Here is a 16,486-nt window from a genome sequence, read left to right on the forward strand (position 1 = left end):
GACAAAAATTGGGAATGACTTTTTTTGAGTACAATCCCTCCCCCAACCCTTTTCCCAAACTGGGTTCTTTGAAATAAAACCGATTGGATGCTTCTTGGCAGTCTGGACAATGCCGGGGGTGTGGCTGAACGGTCTAGTTATGCTTCAACGATGGTGCCGTAGAGGTCATAAATATCCGCAGCGGTAATTTGAACAGGGACAATACTGCCGAGGGAGGCTTCTCCGGTGACATATACCAGTCCGTCAACGTCTGGGGCAAACCGGGGCGATCGCCCGATTAATTCACCAGTCGCTGGGTTTTCCTGTTCGATCAGCACATCCACCGTTTGTCCGACACAAAGTTCATTGCGGCGGGCAGCAATCGGCTGTTGAATTTCCATCAGAGCATCCCGACGGCTATCTTTGACAGATTGCGGTAGTTGGTTCGGTAAATCAATGGCAGGGGTTCCTTCCTCAGCGGAGAAAGTAAACACACCCACATGATCAAATTCGTGACGTTTCACAAAATCCACGAGGTGCTGGAAGTGTTCTTCCGTCTCGCCGGGGAAACCCACGATAAAGGTGGTGCGCAAAATTGCATCGGGGAGTGCCTTTTTAAGATCTTCAATGATGCGATCATTGACGCGACCTTGCCAAGGACGATTCATCGCCCGAAGAATATCTGGATGGGAATGTTGTAGCGGGAGATCCAGATAGGGAATAACGTTGGGGGTATCACGCATCGCCGCGATCACCTCAGGGGTTAACCCCGTCGGATAGGCGTAGTGGATGCGGATCCAAGGTACATCGACACCCCCCAAGGCTCTGAGAAGTTCTGCCAATTTGGGTTTGCCGTAAATATCTTTGCCGTAGTTGGTGGTGATCTGGGAAATTAAAATAATTTCCTGGACGCCTTGCTCAGCCAATTGTTTGGCTTCGGCCACGATGGACTCAATGGGGCGCGATCGCTGATCCCCTCTGAGGTGAGGGATGATGCAAAAGGCACAGCGGTAATCACAGCCTTCCGCCACCCGGAGATAAGCCACCGCTTCGTTGGTGGTGCGGTAGCGGGGCACAGTTTCGTCAGCGATATAGGTGATTTCTTGGGAAACTTCCTTTACAATCTCACCCTGTTCGGTGCGTTGAATCACGTCAACAATTTTGTGATAATCCCCAGTGCCTACGAGGGCGACGGCTTCAGGCAATTCTTCTAAAAGCTGCTCTTGGAAATGTTGCGCCATGCAACCGGAAATGACGATTTTCTTGTTTGCCTCTGCCAATTCCACTAGGGTACGCACAGATTCGGCGCGGGCATCTTCGATGAAGCTACAGGTGTTGACGATGACGTAATCGGCCAGTTCTTCGTTTGCATCGACCTCATAACCAGCATTTACCAATAGCCCAATCATATGTTCGGAATCGATGCGGTTTTTTTCACAACCAAGATGGGAAATGGCGATTGTCGGTTTTGTGGTCATGCAGTTTCTAGTAAAGAACGGAGTTCAGGTCAAGATCTAGGAACGATTTCTTAATGCATTGTAACGGATCTTGGGGCGATGCTGAAATATTTTTTAGGAATTTGTCAGCAAACCTTGTTACCATTTGTCCAAAAATTTAGAGGATTTGCTCCAATTTTTGCACCCAATCGAGCATGTTGTGACGGTTGGCACGGTAGCTGGTGGGGTGGGCAATGAGGCGAACGGTGCTATGGAAGAGCACTTCAACTTCTTCGAGGTTATTTTCCCTGAGGGTATTCCCAGTGGAAACAAGGTCAACGATCGCCTCGGACATGCCAGTAATGGGGCCAAGTTCGACGGAGCCGTGGAGGGGGATGACTTCGATGGGGAGATCGAGATCGCGGAAGTAGTCTTTGGCGCAATTAACAAATTTGGAGGCTACACGGCAGTTGGGGGGGAGTTGCCGGGGATTTTTGTAGGGGCTGGCCTTGGGGACGGCAACGGAGAGGCGACAACCACCGAATCCTAAGTCTAACAGATTCGCGACATCGGGTTTTTTCTCCCGGAGGACATCGTAACCCGCAAACCCTAGTTGGGCCTGGCCATATTCGACATAGACGGGAACGTCATGGGTGCGCACGAGCATCGCCCGGGCGGTGCCAGTGGGATCGGTGATTTGCAGTTGGCGATTTTTTTTATCGAGGAAGGCGCTAAAGTCTAACCCGACTTGTTGGAGGAGGGCGATCGCCTCTGGGAGGAGGCCACCTTTGGGAATGGCAATGGTAAGCATTTTTTCGTTAGCAGTGATTCAAAAATCTTAAGGAAACAGAATTTAAGTTAGAGGGTTTCGAGTTTGGGTTCGCCACTGGGGTCAATCCAGGCGAGGTGGGTAATGTGGCTGCTGCGGGCATAGGCATAAATTTCGGCAGGCGATCGCCCTCCCAGTTCCACTTCGACGCGCACCATTTCATCCCCTTGACGCAGGGTTTGGGCATAGTGAAATACCTGCTGCTGGGCATTGGGTTCCGTTGCAATCACCAGCCAAGCACTACCAGCGAGTTGTTTGGGCAATTGGGGACTTGTCAACAGACAGGTGTGTAGTTCTTCAATATTCAAGCAAAAGCCAATACCGGGGTGATTTTCCCGTTGGGGATGATACAGACCCAGCAGCTGATCATAGCGGCCACCTTGACCCAAGATATAAGACTGATGATTGGCAAAATTAACCACCTCAAACACAATGCCCGTGTAGTAATCAAAGGTCTGAATTAGGGTTAAATCCAAGATAATTGGCAGTTGCTTCTGGGTACTCCCAGCCAATAACGCAAAGAGAGCCTTAAGATTCGCGACGATTTCCTGCGCCTCTGGCCCCAGATCAAACTGACTCACCCGCGCCAATATGGTTTCCGGCTCGCCACGCAGATCAAAAATGTCCAGGGCATAGGCCTTGAGATCCTCATCCAGGGGCAATTCCTGCAACCCAACCCGGTCTAAATTGGCCACACAATGACGAACTGTTTCCCTTACTGGTTCAGGAAACGGATCCAAGAGCGATCGCCCCAGGGCCGCCTCTCCTAAAATTAACTGCCAATCTTCTAAACCCAGGGCATCGAGGGAATCTGCTAGAAGCAATAAAATTTCTGCATCCGCCACAATTCCTGCCGCAAAGAGTAACTCTACCCCCGCTTGGTAAAACTCCATTTGTTTGCCGTGGCTGCCCCGGGGGGGATGACGAAACACATTGGCCCGGTAACAAAGCCGTTGGGGAAAGGTATTTTCGGCCATTCTGGTGACAGCCGCCCTGGCGATCGAGGCCGTTAACTCTGGACGCAAACCCAAAGCTTGACTTTCTGCCGTTTGTAGTTGAATGACCTTTGTGCGATCCACCGCCCCGCCAGCCGTGAGCGTCTCCAACCATTCCAAAGTAGAGGTGACGATCCGCTGGTAGCCCCACTGTTGAAAAACCCGTTGGAGATTGTCATTAATCCAGGCCTTTTGAGCAACTTCGAGGGGTAATAAATCCCTGGCACCTGCGGGGGGTTGATGAATCATGAAATCCGTATGTTGAGCTTTGCCGTCGCCTATTCTACTTCTTTTTCCCGCCAAACAAACCGCCAAATAAACCCCCTTGTTTATCGGCGCTCCCTTTCTTGGCCCCTGGTTGGGTCTCTAGGGCGCTGCCCATCACTTTTTCGAGGGCTTGTTTGGCTTGGCGCACGAGGGGATCTGTTGGTTTGGAGAGGTAAGCTTTTTTGATATGCACCTTGGCCATTGCCAGTTGGTTTTGGCTGAGATAGGACAGTCCCATGAGGGCGTGGGCCTTAATGCAGTTGGGATCGAGCTGGAGGGCATCTCGGAATTCCAGTACGGCCTTGGCATAGTTTTTCTTTTTTAGGTGTTCTTCCCCCCGCCAGAGGGCTGCGTCTAGGGAAGATGTGCTGGTATTTTTCGGCGGCGGGCTGACGGTAGCGCCTGATGTCGCCATGGTTTCCCCAGGATATTGGGGCATGGTTTCTTTTGTCTCGACTTTTTTAACCTTGCCGAGGTATTGGAGATAGACGAGGTTCAGTTCGCTTAAGGTGGCGATCGCCTGGGGGACTGTAGCCATCGTTTGGTAATTTGCCTGGGCCAAAGCGGCCACCTTCTCCCGGTAGAGCGCCGAAATATTCCCTGGGGTATCGAGGAGTTCCTGGGCTTCCGTCGTGGTGAGGACAAGGTTATCTGTCTCATTACTCAATTGCTGACTCAATTGCACCAGAATCACTTGGTATTCCGACCAGGAAGCCGGTTTAGACAGTTTTTCATAGGCCGGATTCACGAGCTTTGACAAAAATTCACTGGCCAAGCGTTTATCCAGAGCCTGGGTTAGGGTACAGGTATCCGGGTGGAGCCGTTGGGCAATTTGTAAATAGGCTTTGCGCACGACTTTTGGATTCGCATCAATGGGCAAGCCGAGCACCGCAAAATGGTCGGCAATTTTTCGAGCAAATAATCCTTGGTTAATGGCAAGCGACATATGTTTGTGGGGGTCCCATTGACCTAATTATGACTGATTCTAAAAAAGGTACAACCGTTTAATGATGGTTTTTATGAATCCGCAGCGTAATAACTCTGAAACCATCCTTGGGCCTCTTGGAGGGCGACACTCAACGGGGTATGAATTTTGCCATTCGTCGCCAAGAGCCGACCACTGCTCATATCGAGGGGGGTTTGATCGTAGCTGGTGACGAGGCCGCCTGCTTCGCGCAAAATGCAGATGCCCGCCGCCATATCCCAGGGTTGGATGCCCCGCTCCCAGTAACCGTCTAGGCGACCACAGGCCACATCCGCGAGATCAAGGGCCGCCGATCCGCCCCGTCTGACCCCCTGGGTTTGGTGGGTGAGGTAACAAAATTCACGGTAATTATTATCCTTCGTTTGCCGGCGATCATAGGCAAAGCCAGTGGTCAGGAGACTATTTTGTAGCTGATCTGTTTTTGAAACTTGGATCGGTTGGCGATTTAGGGTGGCCCCTAATCCTTGGGCGGCGCGGAAGAGTTCATCGCGGTAGGGATTGTAAACAACGCCGACTAACGGTTCATCAGCATATAACAGAGCAATGGAAACCGAAAACATCGGATAGCCATGGGCGTAGTTCACCGTGCCATCGAGGGGATCGATCATCCAGAGGTAGGGACTGGGCTGATTTGTGGCTAACTGGCCTGCTTCTTCGGCATGGATCGGCACATCCGGTAGATGTCTTTGGAGCAGCTCGATAATGGCGGCTTCGGAGGTGGTATCCGCTTCTGTGATCAGGTCGCCTGGGGTGGCTTTTTCTCGAATTTGTTGGAGGTTACCGTAATATTTTCTGAGAATTGCGCCAGCACTGAGGGCGGCTTCTGTGGCAATGTCGAGGTAAGTTTGGCGTTCGGGTAGGGAGGGAAGGGCCATAGAGATATTTAAAAGGAGATGGGCAGAGTTTGAATCCAAGAAAGTGGCGATCGCCCCAGGATCGGAATTGATAGTGGGGGGTCTAGGTGCCGTTAGTCTTCATCAAGGGGTAGACCAAAGCGAATCTTACCCTTACCGAAGTTGCGCCCAAACTGGAGTTCATACACTTCGTCCTCATCCTGGGTTTCTACCACCAAATCACTTTTGGCATGGCTCACACACATCAGGGCGTAACCCTGGCGTTGGAGATCCGGGGAAAGTCCCATGGCATATTTTTGTTCGAGATCCCCCGACAAAACCCGCACAGCGCAAGTCGTGCAGGCCCCGTTGCGACAGGAGAAGGGAATCTGAAACCCTTGTTTTTCGATGCTCCGCAAGATGAATTCGTCCTCAGGGACGGTAAAAGTCTGGGTTTCGTTAATTTGCCGGTAATTAATCGTGATTTTGTGAGTTTTAGCCATGGTTACAGCAGAAAAAATAAAAATTTGCCTTTTCCTTTAGTTATTGTATAATCATTAACCGTGCCCCATCTGGAGAGATGGCCGAGCGGTTGAAGGCGCAGCACTGGAAATGCTGTTTAGGGGTAACTCTAACGAGGGTTCGAATCCCTCTCTCTCCGTTCTAATTTAGAACCTATTTACGAAAGCCTTAGATGTGTTGTCTAGGGCTTTTTTGTGGCTTGAAAGATAATGGTTAATGCTCCATTTCTGCCAGTTCTAACCACCGTTCTGTTTTCGCTTCGATGTCTTGATTTAGGGCTTCTAATTTTAAGGAAAGGGTCTGCAATTGCTCATAGTCCACTTGGTTACTGAGTTCCATCTGTAATGCTTCCCGCTGAATTTCTAGCTCAGGAATGATCTCATTTTCGAGACGTGCTAGTTCGCGCCGTTGGTAGTTTGACAGGCGACGGGATGGAACGGCTTTCGGCTTGCTGGGTGTTTGTGGTTTGGCGATCGCCTCTTTTTGGGGAGGATTTTCTGGTGGGTTTTGGACGGCTTCTGCCTGTTTATAGTCTAAATAAAGGGAATAATTACCGGGGTATTGTCTCAGCAGTCCATTGCCTTCGAGGGCGAAAATCATGTTCACTGTCCGGTCGAGAAAATAACGGTCGTGGGCAACGATAATCACACAGCCATTAAAGTCTTCGAGATAATCTTCCAAAATAGAAAGGGTTTGTACATCGAGATCATTCGTAGGTTCGTCAAGAATGAGTAAATTCGGCGCACCCATCAGCACTTTTAGCAGAAATAAACGCCGTTTTTCACCCCCAGAAAGTTTATGAATCGGCGCATATTGTTGATCGGGCGGAAACAAGAATCGTTCCAACATTTGTGACGCTGTAATTTGTGTGCCATCCGCCGTTTGTACATAGGTGGCAACATCTTTGATGTAATCAATCACCCGTTGATTTTGTGTCGCTTCATCAAGTAAATCATCGGAATGTTGGTCAAAATAACCAATATGAATCGTACTGCCGATTTCTACTGTGCCGCTATCGGGTTCGAGTCGTCCTGTAATCAGATTTAAAAAGGTCGATTTACCCGCCCCATTGCCGCCGATAATACCGAGGCGATCGCCGGGATTAAATTCATAACTAAAATCTTTAATGATCGTTTTATCATCAAAACTTTTACAGAGATTTTCGACGACGATAACTTTTTTGCCAATACGGCGACCGGGCGTATCGATCTCAACTTTTCCTTGAGCTTCTTTGAAGGTTGTATTTTGCATATCGGCAATCCGATCAATGCGCGCTTTTTGTTTGGTACTCCTCGCCTTCGGCCCCCGTTTGAGCCATTCTAATTCCCGTCGCAATACCCCTTTATGTTTCTGTTGGCTGCTAACCGCTGCCTCTTCTGCCAGGGCTTTTTTCTCTAGGTAATAGGAATAATTTCCGGCATAGGTATACAGATCACCGCGATCAATTTCGACGATGTGGTTGGTGACTTTGTCAAGGAAATAACGGTCGTGGGTGATTAATAGTAATGCCCCTGAAAATTGAGTTAAATAGCCCTCTAACCATTCCACTGAATCGGCATCTAGGTGGTTCGTTGGTTCATCCATTAGGAGCAAATCAGGTTCTGATAATAATGCTGAAGCAAGGGCAATGCGTTTGCGGTAACCACCGGATAAATCCCCTACTTTTGTCTCAAAATCATCAATACCTAATTTACTCAAAATAATCTTGGCATTGGTTTCCACTTCCCAAGCATTCAGGGCATCCATTTTTTCGGTAATACTGGATAATTTGCCCATTAAACTATTTAGCTCATCGCCAGAAGTTTTTGCCATTTTATGGGATAAATCTTCGTAGGCTTTAACCCATTTCATTTGTTCACTGCAATTGGCAAAAATCTGATCTAAAACAGTATTTTCTGGATCAATTTCTGGTTGTTGTGGTAGATAAATAATCCTTGCCCCAGAACGAACGAGCCGCTGTCCTCCATCAATGGGTTCAATCCCCGCAATCATTTTTAAAAGGGTTGATTTGCCACCCCCATTTACCCCAATCAAGCCGACTTTTTCACCATCATCGATGCTTAAGCTCGCCTCTCTGAGAATTTCTTTAATGCCGAAATCTTTTTTAATGGATTGGAGGGTAATGATACTCATGAATTGTGAAGGGAGAGAATTAAAATTACTGTTTGGATACTTGATTAGATTAGCTTAAGGATTGTGTTAATAATTGATTGAACTCTATTGGAAAAGGATAATTCTGAGGGAATTCTACATCATATTCAATTTGCATATTTTCAAGGGCTTCTTGGTAGCAATCCAAGAAAATTTCTTGAAGATAATTTTTTAAGCTGGGAGAGTCCCTAAGGATTTTCAATATTTCTTTTTGGGTGCGTCGAATTGTCACGTCCCAACCGCGATGGCATTCTTCTAAAGGGACATATTTCCGTTTGAGGGCATGCTCAAATAAAGTAATTAAACGGCTTTCTAATTCGCGTTTTTCCTGTTTACCCAAAGCCTCTATTTCCTCGATTAAATTGTCTCGATCAAGGGCTTCTAAGTCGCCTGATTTTAAGTTAGAGATGGTTTGTTCAATCCATTGATAAAAGTCTTGATCATAGAGGATTTTTGATTTTGCCTGGGTCATAATTTAGCCCTCGCAATGAAGCGAAAAAGGGTTTACCGTGGTAAACCCCTACGGATATTAGAAATTGGTGTGGTTCGTGTTGGCTTCGATGAGGCGGGAAATCACTTCCTCCATCGGAATCGCACCGAGTTCCCCAGAGGCACGGGTGCGGATACTGAGGCTATTGGCTTCGACTTCCTTCGCCCCGGCGATCGCCATGACGGGGATTTTCTGTTTTTCGGCGTTGCGGATCAATTTGCCCAGACGTTCCCCAGAGGCATCAGCCACGGCCCGAATCCCCATAGCTTGCAGTTTCGCGGCTTGTTCCTTGGCGTAATCGTAAAATTCATCACTGACGGGAAGAATTCTGACCTGTTCGGGGGCGAGCCATAGAGGAAAATCACCCGCATATTCTTCGATCAGAATGCCGATCAATCGCTCCAAGGAGCCGAAGGGCGCGCGGTGGATCATGATCGGCCGTTGGCGATCGCCATGCTCAGTAACATATTCCAATTCAAACCGTTCGGGGAGATTGTAATCCACCTGTACCGTGCCCAATTGCCATTCCCGTTCGAGGACATCTTGGAAAATAAAGTCCAGTTTCGGGCCGTAGAACGCCGCTTCCCCTTCGGCTTCAAAATAGTCCATGTCGAGCTTGGTGACGGCTTTACGGATTGCGTTTTGCGCCTTTTCCCAGACCTCATCGGAGCCAATATATTTATCGGAGTTGGGGTCACGGAAGCTTAGTCGCGCCTTGAAATTTTTCAGTTGCAAACTCTTAAAGACGGTCAAAATTAAATCAACCACGTTAAAGAATTCTGCTTCCAGTTGATCTGGCGTAACGAAAAGGTGAGAATCGTCCACGGTAAAGCCCCGCACTCGCGTTAAACCACCCAATTCACCGGATTGCTCGTAACGATAAACCGTGCCAAATTCTGCCAAACGGATCGGCAATTCCCGATAGGAACGCAGTTGATCCTTATAAATTTGGATGTGAAAGGGGCAGTTCATCGGCTTCATCACAAAACCCTGTTCCGCCGCCCGTTCTGCGTCGCCATCCGCCATCATCGGGAACATATCCTCGCGGTAATTCTGCCAGTGACCGGATACTTTAAAGAGATCCACGCGGGCGATGTGGGGAGTCACGACACCTTGGTAGCCGCGTTTAGTTTGCTCTGCCTTGAGGAAATTTTCGAGGGTGGAACGGATCAAAGTTCCCTTCGGCGTCCAGAGGGGTAAGCCGGGGCCGACTTGATCGGAGAACATAAACAAACCCAGTTCTCTGCCGAGTTTGCGGTGGTCGCGTTTGAGGGCTTCCTCTTTGCGGCGTTGGTATTCTTTGAGCTGTTCGGGGGTTTCCCAAGCGGTGCCGTAAATACGCTGGAGTTGCTGGTTATTTTCGTCACCCCGCCAGTAGGCTCCGGCGACCGATTCGAGGGCGATCGCCTTGGGGTTAATATCACCGGTATTTTCCACGTGGGGGCCAGCACAAAGATCCCACCATTGATCGCCGAGGTAGTAGAGGGTGATGGGGTCGTGAATTCCTGCGAGGATTTCGAGTTTGTAGGGTTCGTTAATTTCCTTGATCCGTTTTTCGGCTTCGGCGCGGGAAATTTCTTCACGAACGACAGGCAATTTTTTCTTGACGATTTTTACCATCTCTTTTTTGATTGCCTTGAGATCCGCTTCGGTGAAGGGTTCTGGCTTATCAAAATCGTAGTAAAACCCATTCTCTGTCCAAGGACCAATGGTGACCTGGGCGTCGGGAAATAGCTTTTGCACTGCCATCGCCATGACGTGGGAGGTGGTGTGACGAATCCGCTTGAGGGTGTCTGATTCACTGGTTTTGGGAAGTTTCATCGGTTCGAGTTGTTCACCATTCACCTGATCCATGGTTGAAATATGCTCCTTAAAATTGCTCCAAAAAGTTTAGCAGGTCGCCATTCTATATTATCCGTTGTCCCTGCTGGACTGGGGACTTTTCCTTTACCGAATCTCGTTGCGCAATCCACAGGCGGCGGCATAGGCAATCGCCGCATTAGGTTCTAATAATCGAATTATTCTGTTGACTCTGAGCATCGATTTTAAGAGTATCAATTTGAACAATCAAAACAGGAAAAAAATATAATCACATAAACGAATAGAGCAAATAATCCTGTTAAATAAAATTTATTTTTTAGATAAATTTATTTTTTAGATAGCTTTAGTGATTTTAGCCAATAAATATAACTTGTTAAATACTTTTAGCAGTGTAAAAGTTTCCATTTTCACTCCAGAACTCAAGTTGACTTTGTTCATTTATAATAAAGTACTCGCCAAAGTCATTCCCATCTTTATCTTCTATACGTAAATTCCCATTTTCCATTGGTTTAGATATCATTTCTTTAACACCAGAACTGCCGTCGGTATAGGTATTCTCAAAATACAAAATATTTTCTTTGGAATAATAAATTCTTATCTTAGAGCTAATATAAGCGCGATCATCTAACCATACACCCAAGATATCTTTGTCTTCATCCTCATCAGAATCTGAAGATTTTGCTAAATTTTCTTCTTCTGCTTTTGATAAGCCAAGTATTTTAACTTCTAAATTAGGATCAAAGTGTGTTGTAGCCCAATAAGCGTTATTGTCTTCTCCTTTTACACGATAACCAATAAAAGTTCTTTCATAATTAGAAGAATCACTATCTCTTATGAGAATTAGCCAATATTTGTAATTCTTCTTCAGTGATTTTCTCTTCTAGCATTACTTCTACACTCCTCTTGATACTCCCCATATTAGAATCTTTAATTACAGTGTAATTAACATTTGAGTCTTCAGAAGATTTAAGATTATCTGCTGTAGTAATAGATTCTGATTCCTGTAACTCTACAGTAGTATTAGATGAATTCTTTCCACAACTCATCAATAATCCAGCTATTAGAGAAGCTAGGATAATTTTATTCATGTTTAATTTTATTATTAGTTAGTATTTTATGATTTTGAGGCTATCCTAGAAAGTCTACCAAAAAAATGACCCTAAAAAGCTACCAGGGTCAAATGTTATTCCGTAAGCCACAGGCGGCGGCATAGGCGATCGCAATGGCGTCGACACTATCATCGATAGGCATCGTCTCCATCCCAAAAATCGACTGCACGAGGGTCGCCACTTCCCGCTTATCGGCCTTTGCATTACCAATGTGGCATTTCCAACTGGATTGGTGCAGATAAATCGGTTCGATGTTTAATTCTCGCAGGCTAACCAAGTTTAAAATGCCTAGGCCCTGCAACACGCCTCCTGCGGCTTTGATCTGACGGCTAAAGAAGGGCATCTCGATGGCGATCGCCTCTGGGTGAAATTCCCCCAAAATTTCTGTGTAGTCCTGTTCAATCTCTAGGAGTCGTTGGGGCGTCGATAAATCTTTGGCTGTTTCGATAATGCCGTAATCAAGAATTTGTGGCAGCGTTTGCCCCTGTTCTTCGAGAACCGCCCAGCCAATAATCGCTAAACCAGGATCAATGCCAAGCCAACGCTTCATGGCAAAACAATTTTTACAAGATATTTATTCAGTTACAAATCTAGCATGACATTCAAAGCACACTTCCAGTACGGTTGAAACTCCAAAACCCTCAAAGTTCTTGTAACTTACGATCAATGTAGGGCGATCGCTTTATTCTTCTATTTTTTTGCCTGTGATAACCTTTTAACGGTTGAATTTAGTATTCTTTCATCAATGGGAGACGGCGCATACGAACTCGACTCGTTTCAACTGTCACAATCGCCCCCTGTTCCAAATCCTCTGTCACTTCACCAAGAACTTTTAAGAGCAGATTGGTCAACGCTTGAGCACGCAATCTTTCAATGCGGATGCGAATTACGGAAGGAGAAGCCGCTTCACTTAGAGCCAGTAAAGCATGGAAGTCGGCATCAAGAGTAACAACTACACGCTCATCATCTTTTGCTCTTTGAAGGATATCGGTGTCATCTGCTGCCGACAAACCAATCTCAGCAACGTGAATCGTATCGATTCCAGCCTCACTGAGCAACGTTGCCGCAGAACGTGGCAAGCCCTGATCAAGCAGCAGTTTCATCACTTTGAGGTAGTTCTAAAATGCGATCATCCAAATAAGAGGAGGCAAAAATCAAGGCTTCTTGGATATCAGCCTCTTCCAGTTCGGGAAACTCTTGTAACAGTTCTTGGTGATCGGGATAAGTTGCCAGTAGTTCAAGCACGCGACGTACTGTAAGGCGCGTATCACGAATGCAAGGTTGTCCATTCATCCGATTGGGATTGCTGCTGATACGGTCTAATTTCATGGAATTAACTCTAGCTCGTTCGACGCTAAAGAGCAGTCCCAGTATGTATTGTTGGGTTGCGCTTCAAATATGATAATAGCCTACGGACAAGGATGACTGTTACTCAACCGAACTTACGACGATGGCGATCGCCATTCCCAGCTACAACTTCTTGCCATGGTTTAGAAGGTAAAACTCATCAGCGATCACCTTATCATTCCATTCCTTTCATTTGTGACAACTTTTTAACGATTCAGGTGAGGAGTTATCAATACTTGTACATTCTATCCAAGAGTCTTTGGTCAATCTACTGTACTCAAATTATTAGACAGTATCAAATCTAAGTCTAAAAACTTAATTCACGCTCTGTAGTATTTACTGCTAAATCCTACGGATAGCGGTGCACCTTCATACTGACAAGATACGCCAATTTTCAACTTCCTCATGTGGTCGTAATAAGTGTGGAAATGTATTTGCTTTCGAGCTAATTCTAACTCAGATGGATTGATACTGAATATTCCCAAAATTGCTTCAGAATCAAATGAACGTTTCATGCTCCAAGGCGAAGTCTTTTTTAACTTGGCATCCACATAATTAATGAAATTTCCTTCCGCCTCCAACAACATATAAATTTGCTCAGAATCGACAATAATATTGCCTACTTCATTAGGCGTGCTACCAACTGCCCTTGCAGCATCTGCTAAAGGCATTCCAAGATATTGAAAAGGTCGGTGGAAAGGCGCTCTCAGAATAGATAATCCATAATTAGTAGCTTTATTTACTGCGTCTGCAAGTATCAACGTCTCAAGATAATCACCATTTTTAGGAGTAGCAGATGCTTGTGAATTAACTATCGAGATTAATTGTTTTGGCAAAGTGTTTATATGCTGCTCAAAGCAATTTTCGGTGGAAACTGGAATCGAAACGTTTTTTTGACGCTGCCAATTTTTACGAAGAGAACCAAGAAAATCTTGGGGAAAAGACCAGTAAAATAGGTTATTTTGACAATCAACAATGATTAGAAATGTCGGATTTGATTGAAGTAACCAATAATTGAGAGTACTTACTTTAATTGAGGCTGTTATCGAATTGCCATTTACTTTTACTTCTTCTTTACCTTTACACTGAATATTAAATAGTTTTCCAGTTGGATGTTCTCCCTGCATGATTTCACAGATGAAGTCGATGCCGAGATCTCTATCTTGAGGGACAGGAATAATGTTGCAAAATTTGGCAAAGACGGAACTCAATAGATCGGCAGCACTGACACCAATTTTTTGAGATTTAATGCGTTTGGGTAACTTGCTCATTACAATACTAGAGATTTCCCCCACAATCTTAACTTAACTGTCCTTAAGAATAAGGAAAAGTCAGGCAAGTAACATCTCAGAGCAACCTGAACTTGGCTGTTTAACTAAGAATTACATGGATGCTTTCTGTAATAACATTCTCTCTGTTGCTTTTATATGGAATATTTCTGGATTTTTAGTGTTTTACTAACGATGGCGACGCAAAATTAAGATCACAATAATTGGCGCACCAAACATCGCTGTCACCGTATTCAAGGGTAACGTTAATTCACTGCCCGGCAATTGCACAATAATATCCGCCAGCAACGCTAGACTAGACCCCAATAAAGTTACCGCTGGCACCAAAAGCCGATGATCAACCGTTTTCAGTAAACCCCGGCAGAGGTGCGGCACCGCAATCCCCAGGAAAGAAATCGGGCCACAAAATGCCGTGACAGATCCCGCCAGGAGAGCAGTGCTGACAATAATGTGACGACGGGTTGCCTTGAGGTTGAGGCCCACGCTTTGGGCATATTGTTTGCCGAGAAGAAGCGCATTCAAAGGTTTCGCCTGAAAAAAAGCCAGCAGTCCCCCCGCAAAAATTAACACCATAAAAATGGGCAACTGTTCCCGCTGGATTTCCGCGAAGCTGCCAAATGTCCAACTGAGATACAGGCGCAGCGCTTCCGTGGGGCTAAAGTGCAGCAACAATGTGACGAGGGAATTGCTGACATAGCCGAGCATCAACCCCAAAATTAGTAGGGTGCCATTGTGGGGAATTCGACGGGCGATCGCCAAAACGAGCAGCAACACCGCCACCGCCCCTAAACTCGCCGCCATCGCCACACTCAAATTTCCAAAAAGACCGCCCATAAAACCCGTTCCCAACAGCACCAGGGCCACCCCCAAACTCGCCCCAGAATTGATGCCCAACACAAAGGGGCCAGCGAGGGGATTATTAAACAGGGTTTGCATCTGGAGGCCGCTAATCCCCAGGGCTGCCCCGGCAAAGGTGGCGGCGATCGCCCGTGGAAAGCGCAGTTGCCAAACGATTTCTGCCCACACCGGATTGTCAATGGGTTGACCCAAGGCGATCGCCAAAAGTTGATCCCAGGGAATGGTCGTCGAGCCTAGACTCAAACTGAGGAAAAATAAAACCCCCCATAATCCCCCCAGCAGGATAAATAACGAGGGCGATCGCCACCGCAGTTCCGGTAGGGACAAACAAGTTAAAGGGGTCGTGGTGTAGGGAATTTTCACGGGGAATCTTGCAAGTGACGGTAATAATAAAGCTCGTGGTCAGGTAATTGATCCGGGTGGGCGATTTTGATCACATCGGCGAGGATCACATCGGGATTGAGGGTGCCTCCTTCCCAAAAATCATTACCTCCCCCAGGCGCAACCCGGTTGTTGGCGGCATAGACTTGCTGGTTTTGTACCGCCTCAAACAGTTTATAGCGCGGGTCTTCCTGGAAAATATCGGCGGTGGTTTGCCAGTCAGGATTCACATTCAGCCACAGATCCGCTGTTTTTGCCCGACCTAGAGCAGCCTCAAAATCTAGAGGTAAGCTCAAGCGGGCCGTTGTCGCATCCCAGGGGTAATTCACGTTTGCATCCCGCAGCAGTTGGGCTACATAGCTTTCGCCCCCCGGCACATACCAGACCCCCTGGTAAGGCGACCCACTCAGCACCGTCGGCGTGGTTTCTAGATCTTTGACTTGGTTCACGAGGGCTTGGTAACGGTTGGCGATCGCCCCAAAGGTTTCATTGGCTTCAGCTTCTTCGTTAAAGAGGAGAGCCGTAAACTTGAGCCATTCAGCCCGGCCCAGGGGAGTGGGTTCCAGGTGGGCCGCGTCTAACACCACCGTTAACCCCAAGGAATCTAAGGCGCTGGTATTGTTCCCCTCGCTGGCATCGAGGCGATAGTTCAAAATCACATCGGGCTGGAGACTGAGGATCGCTTCCCGGTCTAGCTGGAGATTGCCCACTTCTTTGATTTCACCTGCTTCAATGGCCGCCCGAATTTCAGGACTGTAAATCAATTGGCGATCGCCGACCCCAATTAAATTTTCTAAATGACCCAAAACATCCAGGTGGGGTAAATAGGTCGTCGAAAGGGCAATCACCCGGTTGACGGGCACTTCAACGATGGTCGCCCCTGGATAATCCTCTGGAATCGGTGTGCCACACTGCACAAAAACATAGGTCAAATCCTGCTGGGCCGTTTCCCAGGGTTGCCGCACCGTCACCACTTTGTAATGGTCGTGGTATGTCACCTGAAAGCCCCTGGCAAATTCTGGCGTCACCTTATCCGGGAAATAATCCACCGCCGGGTCATAATTTTCGACACAGGCCGCCGTCGAAGTTGGGGTTTCTACGGTTTGTTGGGTCGGGCCACAACCCCCTAGCCACAGGGATAAACCCAGGCCCAGCAGAGGAATCGAACGGTGTGGCAAGAAGGGGAAACGCATC

General features: G+C 47.1%; 17 protein-coding genes and 1 tRNA gene. 1 reads left to right on the top strand and 17 read right to left on the bottom strand.

Annotated features, from left to right (window positions below; translation table 11 throughout):
- Positions 1 to 137 precede the first annotated feature (137 nt).
- From rimO to AACQ84_RS03160, 6 genes are all read right to left on the bottom strand, one after another.
- The gene (gene rimO, locus AACQ84_RS03135; protein WP_012306249.1) at positions 138 to 1,457 is read right to left on the bottom strand and encodes a 30S ribosomal protein S12 methylthiotransferase RimO; all 1,320 of its coding nucleotides are present in this window, start codon (positions 1,455 to 1,457) and stop codon (positions 138 to 140) included.
- Between the two features lie 136 nt (positions 1,458 to 1,593).
- The gene (hisG, locus tag AACQ84_RS03140) at positions 1,594 to 2,226 is read right to left on the bottom strand and encodes an ATP phosphoribosyltransferase (RefSeq protein WP_012306250.1); all 633 of its coding nucleotides are present in this window, start codon (positions 2,224 to 2,226) and stop codon (positions 1,594 to 1,596) included.
- A 47-nt stretch (positions 2,227 to 2,273) separates the two neighbouring features.
- Positions 2,274 to 3,488 carry an ATP phosphoribosyltransferase regulatory subunit gene (locus tag AACQ84_RS03145; RefSeq protein ID WP_012306251.1) on the bottom strand — a complete coding sequence of 405 codons (1,215 nt, stop codon included), beginning with the start codon at positions 3,486 to 3,488 and terminating at the stop codon, positions 2,274 to 2,276.
- A gap of 34 nt (positions 3,489 to 3,522) precedes the next feature.
- Positions 3,523 to 4,452 carry a J domain-containing protein gene (locus AACQ84_RS03150; protein WP_012306252.1) on the bottom strand — a complete coding sequence of 310 codons (930 nt, stop codon included), beginning with the start codon at positions 4,450 to 4,452 and terminating at the stop codon, positions 3,523 to 3,525.
- Between the two features lie 71 nt (positions 4,453 to 4,523).
- On the bottom strand, positions 4,524 to 5,366 hold the full coding sequence (locus AACQ84_RS03155; RefSeq protein ID WP_012306253.1) for an inositol monophosphatase family protein: 843 nt from the start codon (positions 5,364 to 5,366) through the stop codon (positions 4,524 to 4,526).
- A 92-nt stretch (positions 5,367 to 5,458) separates the two neighbouring features.
- Positions 5,459 to 5,827, bottom strand: a complete 369-nt coding sequence (locus AACQ84_RS03160; protein ID WP_012306254.1) for a 2Fe-2S iron-sulfur cluster-binding protein — start codon at positions 5,825 to 5,827, stop codon at positions 5,459 to 5,461.
- 71 nt (positions 5,828 to 5,898) lie between these two features.
- On the opposite strand from AACQ84_RS03160, the gene AACQ84_RS03165 reads away from it, so the two are divergent.
- Positions 5,899 to 5,985, top strand: a tRNA-Ser gene (locus tag AACQ84_RS03165).
- 74 nt (positions 5,986 to 6,059) lie between these two features.
- On the opposite strand, the gene AACQ84_RS03170 is transcribed toward AACQ84_RS03165, so the two are convergent.
- The 11 genes from AACQ84_RS03170 to AACQ84_RS03220 all read right to left on the bottom strand — a co-directional run bounded on the left by AACQ84_RS03170 (position 6,060) and on the right by AACQ84_RS03220 (position 16,485).
- Positions 6,060 to 7,979, bottom strand: coding sequence for an ABC-F family ATP-binding cassette domain-containing protein (locus AACQ84_RS03170; RefSeq protein WP_012306255.1), 1,920 nt, complete (start codon positions 7,977 to 7,979; stop codon positions 6,060 to 6,062).
- A 49-nt stretch (positions 7,980 to 8,028) separates the two neighbouring features.
- On the bottom strand, positions 8,029 to 8,469 hold the full coding sequence (locus tag AACQ84_RS03175) for a DUF29 domain-containing protein (RefSeq protein ID WP_012306256.1): 441 nt from the start codon (positions 8,467 to 8,469) through the stop codon (positions 8,029 to 8,031).
- Between the two features lie 57 nt (positions 8,470 to 8,526).
- Positions 8,527 to 10,341 carry a threonine--tRNA ligase gene (thrS, locus tag AACQ84_RS03180; RefSeq protein ID WP_012306257.1) on the bottom strand — a complete coding sequence of 605 codons (1,815 nt, stop codon included), beginning with the start codon at positions 10,339 to 10,341 and terminating at the stop codon, positions 8,527 to 8,529.
- Positions 10,342 to 10,681: 340 nt separating this feature from the next.
- Positions 10,682 to 10,948, bottom strand: a complete 267-nt coding sequence (locus AACQ84_RS03185; protein WP_012306258.1) for a hypothetical protein — start codon at positions 10,946 to 10,948, stop codon at positions 10,682 to 10,684.
- Positions 10,949 to 11,132: 184 nt separating this feature from the next.
- Positions 11,133 to 11,396 carry a hypothetical protein gene (locus AACQ84_RS03190; RefSeq protein ID WP_041443351.1) on the bottom strand — a complete coding sequence of 88 codons (264 nt, stop codon included), beginning with the start codon at positions 11,394 to 11,396 and terminating at the stop codon, positions 11,133 to 11,135.
- 88 nt (positions 11,397 to 11,484) lie between these two features.
- Positions 11,485 to 11,967 carry a crossover junction endodeoxyribonuclease RuvC gene (locus AACQ84_RS03195; protein ID WP_012306259.1) on the bottom strand — a complete coding sequence of 161 codons (483 nt, stop codon included), beginning with the start codon at positions 11,965 to 11,967 and terminating at the stop codon, positions 11,485 to 11,487.
- Between the two features lie 178 nt (positions 11,968 to 12,145).
- A complete protein-coding gene (locus tag AACQ84_RS03200) occupies positions 12,146 to 12,520 on the bottom strand; it encodes a DUF5615 family PIN-like protein (protein ID WP_012306260.1) in 375 nt (124 codons plus the stop codon).
- Positions 12,504 to 12,746, bottom strand: coding sequence for a DUF433 domain-containing protein (locus AACQ84_RS03205; protein WP_012306261.1), 243 nt, complete (start codon positions 12,744 to 12,746; stop codon positions 12,504 to 12,506). The genes AACQ84_RS03200 and AACQ84_RS03205 overlap by 17 nt, the downstream gene beginning before the upstream one ends.
- A 338-nt stretch (positions 12,747 to 13,084) precedes the next feature.
- Positions 13,085 to 14,035 (bottom strand): DUF4365 domain-containing protein, encoded by a 951-nt coding sequence (locus AACQ84_RS03210; RefSeq protein ID WP_012306262.1) that lies wholly within the window; start codon positions 14,033 to 14,035, stop codon positions 13,085 to 13,087.
- 186 nt (positions 14,036 to 14,221) lie between these two features.
- Positions 14,222 to 15,274, bottom strand: coding sequence for an iron ABC transporter permease (locus AACQ84_RS03215; RefSeq protein ID WP_012306263.1), 1,053 nt, complete (start codon positions 15,272 to 15,274; stop codon positions 14,222 to 14,224).
- Positions 15,271 to 16,485: an ABC transporter substrate-binding protein gene (locus tag AACQ84_RS03220; RefSeq protein ID WP_012306264.1), complete on the bottom strand. Its 1,215-nt coding sequence runs from the start codon at positions 16,483 to 16,485 to the stop codon at positions 15,271 to 15,273. Before AACQ84_RS03220 ends, AACQ84_RS03215 begins: the two co-directional genes overlap by 4 nt.
- Between the last annotated feature and the right edge of the window lies 1 nt (position 16,486).

The sequence above is a fragment of the Picosynechococcus sp. PCC 7002 genome (genome assembly GCF_963860125.1).
Classification (GTDB): Bacteria; Cyanobacteriota; Cyanobacteriia; order Cyanobacteriales; family MRBY01; genus MRBY01.